5 protein-coding genes and 1 tRNA gene are annotated in these 6,940 nt (G+C 78.1%); 3 read left to right on the top strand and 3 right to left on the bottom strand.

Annotated elements, in window-relative coordinates; all coding sequences use genetic code 11:
• A partial coding sequence (locus AC5FZL_RS05520; protein ID WP_493617567.1) for an SAF domain-containing protein occupies positions 1-584 on the top strand: 584 nt, incomplete at its 5' end.
• Positions 585-593: 9 nt separating this feature from the next.
• Positions 594-1,019 (top strand): large conductance mechanosensitive channel protein MscL, encoded by a 426-nt coding sequence (gene mscL, locus AC5FZL_RS05515; protein ID WP_493617566.1) that lies wholly within the window; start codon positions 594-596, stop codon positions 1,017-1,019.
• 248 nt (positions 1,020-1,267) lie between these two features.
• Here mscL and AC5FZL_RS05510 read toward each other — a convergent pair whose 3' ends face one another.
• Positions 1,268-4,945 (bottom strand): DUF4011 domain-containing protein, encoded by a 3,678-nt coding sequence (locus AC5FZL_RS05510; protein WP_493617565.1) that lies wholly within the window; start codon positions 4,943-4,945, stop codon positions 1,268-1,270.
• 128 nt (positions 4,946-5,073) lie between these two features.
• Between AC5FZL_RS05510 and AC5FZL_RS05505 the strand changes: the two genes are divergently transcribed.
• A tRNA-Arg gene (locus AC5FZL_RS05505) sits at positions 5,074-5,146 on the top strand.
• Between the two features lie 87 nt (positions 5,147-5,233).
• Here AC5FZL_RS05505 and AC5FZL_RS05500 read toward each other — a convergent pair.
• Positions 5,234-5,695, bottom strand: coding sequence for a GNAT family N-acetyltransferase (locus tag AC5FZL_RS05500; protein WP_493617564.1), 462 nt, complete (start codon positions 5,693-5,695; stop codon positions 5,234-5,236).
• 69 nt (positions 5,696-5,764) lie between these two features.
• Positions 5,765-6,802 carry an SDR family oxidoreductase gene (locus tag AC5FZL_RS05495; protein ID WP_493617563.1) on the bottom strand — a complete coding sequence of 346 codons (1,038 nt, stop codon included), beginning with the start codon at positions 6,800-6,802 and terminating at the stop codon, positions 5,765-5,767.
• Positions 6,803-6,940: the final 138 nt, after the last annotated feature.

The following is a 6,940-nucleotide window of genomic DNA, read 5'->3' as shown; positions in this document are numbered from 1 at the left end:
CCACCGCGAGCGCCGTGCACGCTGCGCGTCCTCCGGCGGCGCCCACCACGGCCGTCCTGGCCGCCGCTCGCGACCTGCCCGGCGGCCACCGCCTGGCCGCAGCGGACGTGCTCGTGGCGCCCCTGCCCGAGGCCGCCGTGCCCGACGGCGTCCTGACGCGCTCCTCCCCCGTGGCCGGGCGGGCGCTGGCCGGGCCGGTGCGCCGCGGGGAGGTGCTCACCGACGCCCGGCTGACCGGCGCCGGGCTGCTCGTCGGTGCCGGTCCGGGGCTGATGGCCGTGCCGGTGGCGGTGGACGGCGCGCTGCCGCCGGGCCTGGTGGCGGCGGGCGACGCGGTGGCCGTGATCGCCGGCGCCTCGGCGTCCGGGCTGGACGGCCTCGACGGCTCCTCGCCAGCGGGGCGGCTGCTCGTGCGGCGCGCGCAGGTGCTCGTGGCCCCGCAGCCCGAGCCCGGCGCGGGCCTGCTCGGCGGGGCCGGTGCGGGCGAGCGGCCGGTGGTCGTCCTGGCGCTGGACGGCGACCAGGCGGCGCGCGTCGCGGGAGCCTCCGGTGACCGGCCGATCGGCCTGGCGCTGCTGCCCTAGCCTCGGGCGGTGGCGAAGAGCACCCTGCAGGGCTTCCGGGACTTCATCCTCCGCGGCAACGTCGTCGACCTCGCGGTGGCGGTGGCGATCGGCGCGGCCTTCACCGCCGTGGTCAACGCCCTGGCCGTCGACCTCTTCGGCAGCCTGGTGGCCGCCGTGGTCAGCGTGGACGACCTGAGGAAGGTCGCGCTCCCGCTGCCAGGGCCCGGGGAGCTCGTCGTCGGGCCGCTGCTGGCCGCGGCGGTGAACTTCCTCATCGTCGCCGCGGTCCTGTACTTCCTCGTCGTCCTGCCGACGAACCGGCTGTTCGAGCGCCGCCGGGCGGGCGAGGAGGCCGCACCCGTCGCCGTGCCGGAGGACGTCGCCCTGCTGCGCGAGATCCGCGACCTGCTGCGGGCCTCGCAGGGCTCGGTGGCCGACCGCACCGGAGGCTGATCACCCCCAGTGGGGCGGACGGTCCCTCAGCCAGCGCTCGTCGTCGGCGCTCGACGGGCCGGGGCGCTCCCAGCCGGCGTCGGAGTCGTCGGCGCTGCGCCCCGAGGCCCCCGCCCCCGGGTCGGCCGACCCGCCCGTGGCCGGTCGCACCGCCCGTCGAGGGCCGCGTCCGCGACGCCGAGCGCCCGCCGGCCGCTCCGCGCCGTCCTGTCCCGCGCCGTCCTGTCCCGCGCCGTCGGCGCTCGAGCTCACCGAGCGCCGTCCAGCTCGCGCGCCACCCGGCGGGCGGTCGCTGCGGGGTCCGCGAAGAGGTCCAGGGCGCCCACGCGGACGGTGCGCCACCCGAAGCGCTCCAGCTCCTCCGGCAGCAGGAGCTCGTGCTGCAGCAGGTCGCCCGCGGAGGCACCGCCCTGGCCGGCACCCGCGGGGTCGTCGGGCAGGTCCGTGAGCACGGCCACGGCCGGGGCGTCGCTGTCCGCCGGCAGCACGATGAGCTCGGGCACGTCCACGCCGCTGACGACGCGCAGCCCCCGCTCGCCCAGCCGGTCGGCCAGCGCGGCCAGCAGCGGGTCACCGGCGTCCGGAACGGGCTCCGCGCCCCCCGGGGACGCGTCGTCGGGCGCCGCGGGCAGGAGCTCACCGTCCAGCGCCGCGGGCGCCAGCGGTGCCACGGGGGACGCCGCCAGCGCGTCGTCCGCCAGCACCTGCAGCACGCGGCGCAGGGAGCGGCCGCCCTCCGAGCGCAGCCGGTCCTCCTCGAGCGCGTCGGCGCCCAGGCAGCTCACCACCACCAGGCGCTGGCGCGCCCGGGTCAGCGCCGCGGCCAGGCGCCAGTGGCCGCCCTCGTCGTCCAGCGGGCCGAGCCGGTGGACGAACCGCCCCAGCGGCGTCACCCCGTACCCCAGGGTGAAGATCACGGCGTCGCGCACGGTGTCGGCGCACCGCTCGACGTCGGTGACGACGAACGGCTCCCCGCCCCGGGCGGTGAGGAAGGCCGCCAGCTCGGGGCGGTCCGGCAGCGCGGCCCGCACGGCGTCGGCGATGCGGCGCGCGTGCGGACGGGTCAGGGCCACCACGGCGAGGGACTCGTGCGGCCGGGTGCGCGCGTGCTCGCTGACGAGGTCCACCACGCGGGTCACCTCGCCGTCGGGGCTCTCCACGACGCCGTCCTCGTCGGGGCGCCCGGCCGACTCGGCGACCAGCTCCAGCCGGGCCGGCCGCGCGTCCGGGGCGGCCGGTACCGCGTGGGCTCCCGGCGTCGCCCCCGGCACGAGCGCCGCCAGGCGGGCCAGCTGCGCCGGCATCCGGTGCTGGCACTCCAGCCGGGTGCTGGGCAGCACGCCCTCCAGGGCGCTGAAGACGCTCTGGCGCGCGGTCGGCAGGGGCGCGCCCGGCCGGGGCGCGACCGGCGCCACCGGCAGCCCGCCCGGGTCGCCGACCACGAGCACCTGGCGGCCGGCCGCCATGGCCAGCACCGCCTCCGGCACGCCGATCCGGTGCGCGGCGACGAGCACCACGACGTCCTGGCGCTCCGCGGGCGGCACCTCGTGCGGCAGCGCCAGCGGGCTGGTGACCCGGCACGGCGGCGCAGCGGCCGACGCGGTGGCCTGGAGCACCCGGTGCACCGCGGAGCCGGCCCGCCGGCGCTCCTCGACGCCCAGCGCGGCGACGAGCTGCGCGCGCCGCGCCGGGTCCAGGCGGCTGAGGGCCGGGTCGGCGCTCATCACGGCGTCGAGCACCGAGCGCCACCACACGACCTCGAGCGCGGCCACGGCGTCGTCCGCCGACGCCTGGCGGGCGCGCAGGTCGTCCAGCAGCGGGGACAGGCCGCGCTCGCGCAGCGCGGTCATCAGCGCCGTCCGGCGCGGCAGGTCCTCCAGCGCCCCGGCGTCCTCGGCCAGCGCGCTCAGCCGCCGCCCCAGCTGCGGCCACGGGGCGGTGGCCAGGCCGCCGCCCGCCTCGGTGGGCTCGAGCACCCGGTCGAGCAGCTCCACCTCCTCCAGCACGTCGGCGAGCAGCACCTCGGCGGCGGGCAGCCCCTGCGGCACGCGGGGCAGCGCCCCCACCGCGTCACGGGCCTGCCAGTCGGCCCACGCCACCCGCGCGCTCTCGGCCGAGACCAGGGACGCGTGGAGGTCCACCGGGACGACGCCGGGCCGCACCAGCGCCCGCGCGTCGCGCTCGAGGCGGCGGCGGTGGAAGAAGCCCATCCGCGCCCCTGCTTCGGCCCGCTCGGCGGACGTGGCCGTGGCGTGGACGAGGTCGGTCAGCGGCCGCTCGAAGACGGCGGGCAGGAACCCGTCGAGGCTCTCCCGCACCGTGATGAGCAGCTCCAGCTGCGCGGCGCACTCCTCCACCGACACCGGTCCGCGCAGACCGGCGTCGCGGGCCAGCGCCGCGGCCTGCTTGCGCAGCGCGGGCAGCAGCTCGCCGCGCAGGCGGCGGACGGCGCCCAGGGCGGCGGTGGCGTCCTCGCCGCGGGTCAGCGCCGCGCCGGTCCAGGCGGTGTCGCCCTCGCGGACGGTCAGGCCGCCCAGCTCGACCGCCTCGTGCAGCTGCTCGGCGGTGCGCTCGCGGGTGCGCGCGTCGAGGTGGCGCAGCGCGCTGGCGGACAGCCGCACCTCGGTGGCGGCGCCGTCGAGGCGGCTGAGGGCGTGCAGGGCGTCCAGCGCGCTGACCCCCCACGGCGCCCGGACGGCGTGCAGCGCCCGGTGCTGGCCGTGCAGCTCGGCCACCGGGTCGGGCGCCGGGCCAGCCACCGCGGCCGCGGCCGCACCGGGGGCCCGCTCCGGAGCGGCCGGCACCCGTGCGAGCTGGCCCGTGGGGGACGGCTCCCGCGGACCGGCGGGGTCGACGACGAGGTCGGCCAGGCCCAGGCCGGCGAGGCGGCGCGCGACGTCCTGCGCCTCCACCTGCTGCCCCGCGACGAGCAGCACCCGCCGACCGCTCGCGGCCAGCGCCGCGACGCTGGCCGCCACCACCTGCGTCGCGCCCGTGCCCGGACCGGCCTCCACGCGCAGCGAGCGGCCGGCCAGGACGGCGTCCACGACCTGGCGCTGGTAGTGGTCGAGCGCCAGCACCCGGACGTCCTCGGTGCTCACGGCCCGGCCGGTGGGCGGGGCGGCGCGGTGGGCCGGGTCGTGCAGCCGGGCCCGCGCGGCGGCGTCGCCGGACAGGGCGAGGGCCACGTCGGAGCGGGCGAGGTCCGCCGCGACCCGGTCGAGCTCGCTGACCAGCGCAGGCGCCACGTCCACGAGCGCGGTCACCACCAGCGCCGAGCGCACCTCGACCCCGGGCGCCGAGACCCGCACCAGGCTCCGCAGCCGCTCCAGGGAGGGCGTCGGGTCGAAGCCGTGGGAGTGGCCGGCCAGCGCGGCGAGGCCCTGCGGGTCCAGGGGGACGCCGCGCCGGCTCAGCTCGCGCACCAGCGCGGGGTTCGTGCGCACCGGACCGCCGAGGTCGACCTCGTAGTCGACCGCGCCGGACCCGCGCGGACGCAGCTCCACCGGGCGCAGCAGCACCGGCGTGCTCACCGTGCGGCCGGTCCGCTCGTCGCGCCACGAGGCCAGCCCGACCGCCAGCACGCAGGCGCGCAGGCCGTGCTCGTCGGCCAGCGCCGCGGAGGTCTGCCGGATCGCCCGGGCGCGGCGACGGGCGTCGGCCAGGACGCCGGGCTCGCGGAACAGGTGGGAGAGCCGGGTCGGCCGGCCCGCCATGAGCATCGCGATGCCCGAGGGGTGGGCCGTGGCGAGGTCGAGGGAGCCCTCGTGCAGGTCGCGGGCGCTCATCAGCGGCTCCGGACCGCCGAGCCCGGCCAGCTCGCGCCGCCACGAGCCCACCGCCGCGGCGAGGCCGGCGGGAACGGCGGCAGGAGGGGCGACGACGGGTGCGACCCCGTCGCTCCTCACCGTCACCCGCTCAGCCACCCGGCTCACGCTAGTCGTCGTCGGTGACCGGCGTCCCGCCCCGGGTCGGCGCGTCGGTCGCGGCGCGTCGGAACGCGGCGCCCGGACGCCGGCCCGAGCCGCCGGGGTACCGTGTCCGCGCCATCCCCGCCCCCGTAGCTCAGGGGATAGAGCATCGGTTTCCTAAACCGTGTGTCGCAGGTTCGAATCCTGCCGGGGGCACCTGCAGTGGTCCTGGTCAGCCGCTTCGAGCCACCAGCACGGGGTCGGCTACCGGGACGGCAGCCCCGCCGCAGCGGGGCACACGGGTCACCGGTCCGTGCCGTGGTCGTACCGCGTGATCCACAGACCGGGAAGCACCTCGTCGTCGCCGATCCGGGAGAACCCCAGCCGCTCGTAGAGGGCTCGGGCCGGGTGGTTGTCGCGCCCGGTGGCCACGACGGCGCGCCGGGGCCCAGCGCGCTGGAGCGCCTCGTGGACCAGCGCCGAGCCGGTGCCGCGACGGTGCGCACCGGGGTCCACCACGAGCCGGTCGATGTCGAGGTGGTCGACCGCGTCCTGGTACCCGAGGGCCCCCACCAGGTGACCTCCGGCGAAGGCGCCGAGCCAGAGCAGCGGCGCCCGGACCAGGTCCTCGAGCCCCTCGTGCAGAGGGGGGATCCGATCATCGCCGATGAGAGCCGCCTCGCAGGCGTACGCAACCCGCTGCAGGAGCATCAGGTCGCGGGCGAGCTCACCGTCGGCGGCGGGTGCGAGGTCCCGGATCAGCACGCCTCCACCGTCGCACGGAGCACTGCCTGACCGCTGTCGAGCCCCCCGAAGCCGTGCCTGCTGGCGCCCCTAGCACCGAGTGGTCTGCAACGCCCGGCGCGCCGGGGACCACCCGGCCACAGCCGCACCGATGCCCAGCGCGGCCGCCACCGCGGCGATGGGGTGCTTCTCGAGCTCCAGGTAGTAGCTGCGTCGGCGGTACCAGCGCCCCTGGTGGGTGCCGCGCTCGTGCAGGCCGTACCCGGCGTGGTGCAGCGCGCTGGCGTCGTCGTCCTGGGAGGGCCGGTCGGCGACCTGGGAGCTGTAGCCGTACGTGCGCATCACCAGGTCGACCAGCCGCGGCGCGACCTGCGAGAGGACGACCAGCGCCTTGGACTGCCCGCCGATGAACAGGTCCCGCACCGGGTGGGCGGCCGCGTGCAGGATCGCCTCGGCCACCGCCTGCGGCGGGTAGATCATCCCCCGGTGCGCAGGCTGCTTGCCGGTGTAGGCCTGCGCGTGCTCGTTGTAGGGGGTGTCGATCCGGCCGGGGTGCAGCAGGGTCACCGACACCGGCACACCCTCGGCCGCCATCTCCACCCGCATCGCCTCGGTGAAGCCGTGCACGGCGAACTTCGCGCTGGAGTAGGTGGACTGCAAGGACGGGGCGCGGTCGCCGAAGAAGCTGCCGACGTTGACGATCGCGCCAGCGGGCCCGGTGCGCCCGCGGTAGTGCTCGAGAGCCGCGCGCGAGCCGTAGACCACCCCCCAGTAGACCGTGTCGAACATGCGGTGCATGTCCTCGGTGGAGACCTGGTCCACCTGCCCGAAGATGGAGACCCCGGCGTTGTTGACCCAGGTGTCGAAGCGGCCGAACTCGCGCACCGCGGTCGCCGCGAGGCGGGCGACGTCCTCCTCCCGCCCGACGTCGGCGACGACGTGGACGGCACGGCCTCCCGCGTCACGGATCTCCTGCGCCAGCTGGGCCAGCGCCTGCTCGTTGCGAGCGGCCAGGACGACCGCGGCGCCGCGCTGAGCAGCCATCCGGGCGGTCACCAGGCCGATCCCGCTGGAGGCACCGGTGATGACGATGACCTGCTCCTGGAGGGGACGCAGCTTCACGGACACGGTCTCTCCTGACATCCGGCGCCCTGGCCGCGGCGGCGACCCGGGTCGTCGTCCCTGCCTACCCCCGCAGCACCAGCGCACTCCGACCCAGGCCCACCAGTGCCGCCTCAGAGCCCCACGCCCCCTCACCGGCTCACA

The organism is Quadrisphaera sp. DVD1 (assembly GCF_058932755.1).
The sequence above is the reverse complement of the archived record's forward strand: the minus strand, read 5'-3'. Positions and strand labels throughout refer to the sequence as shown.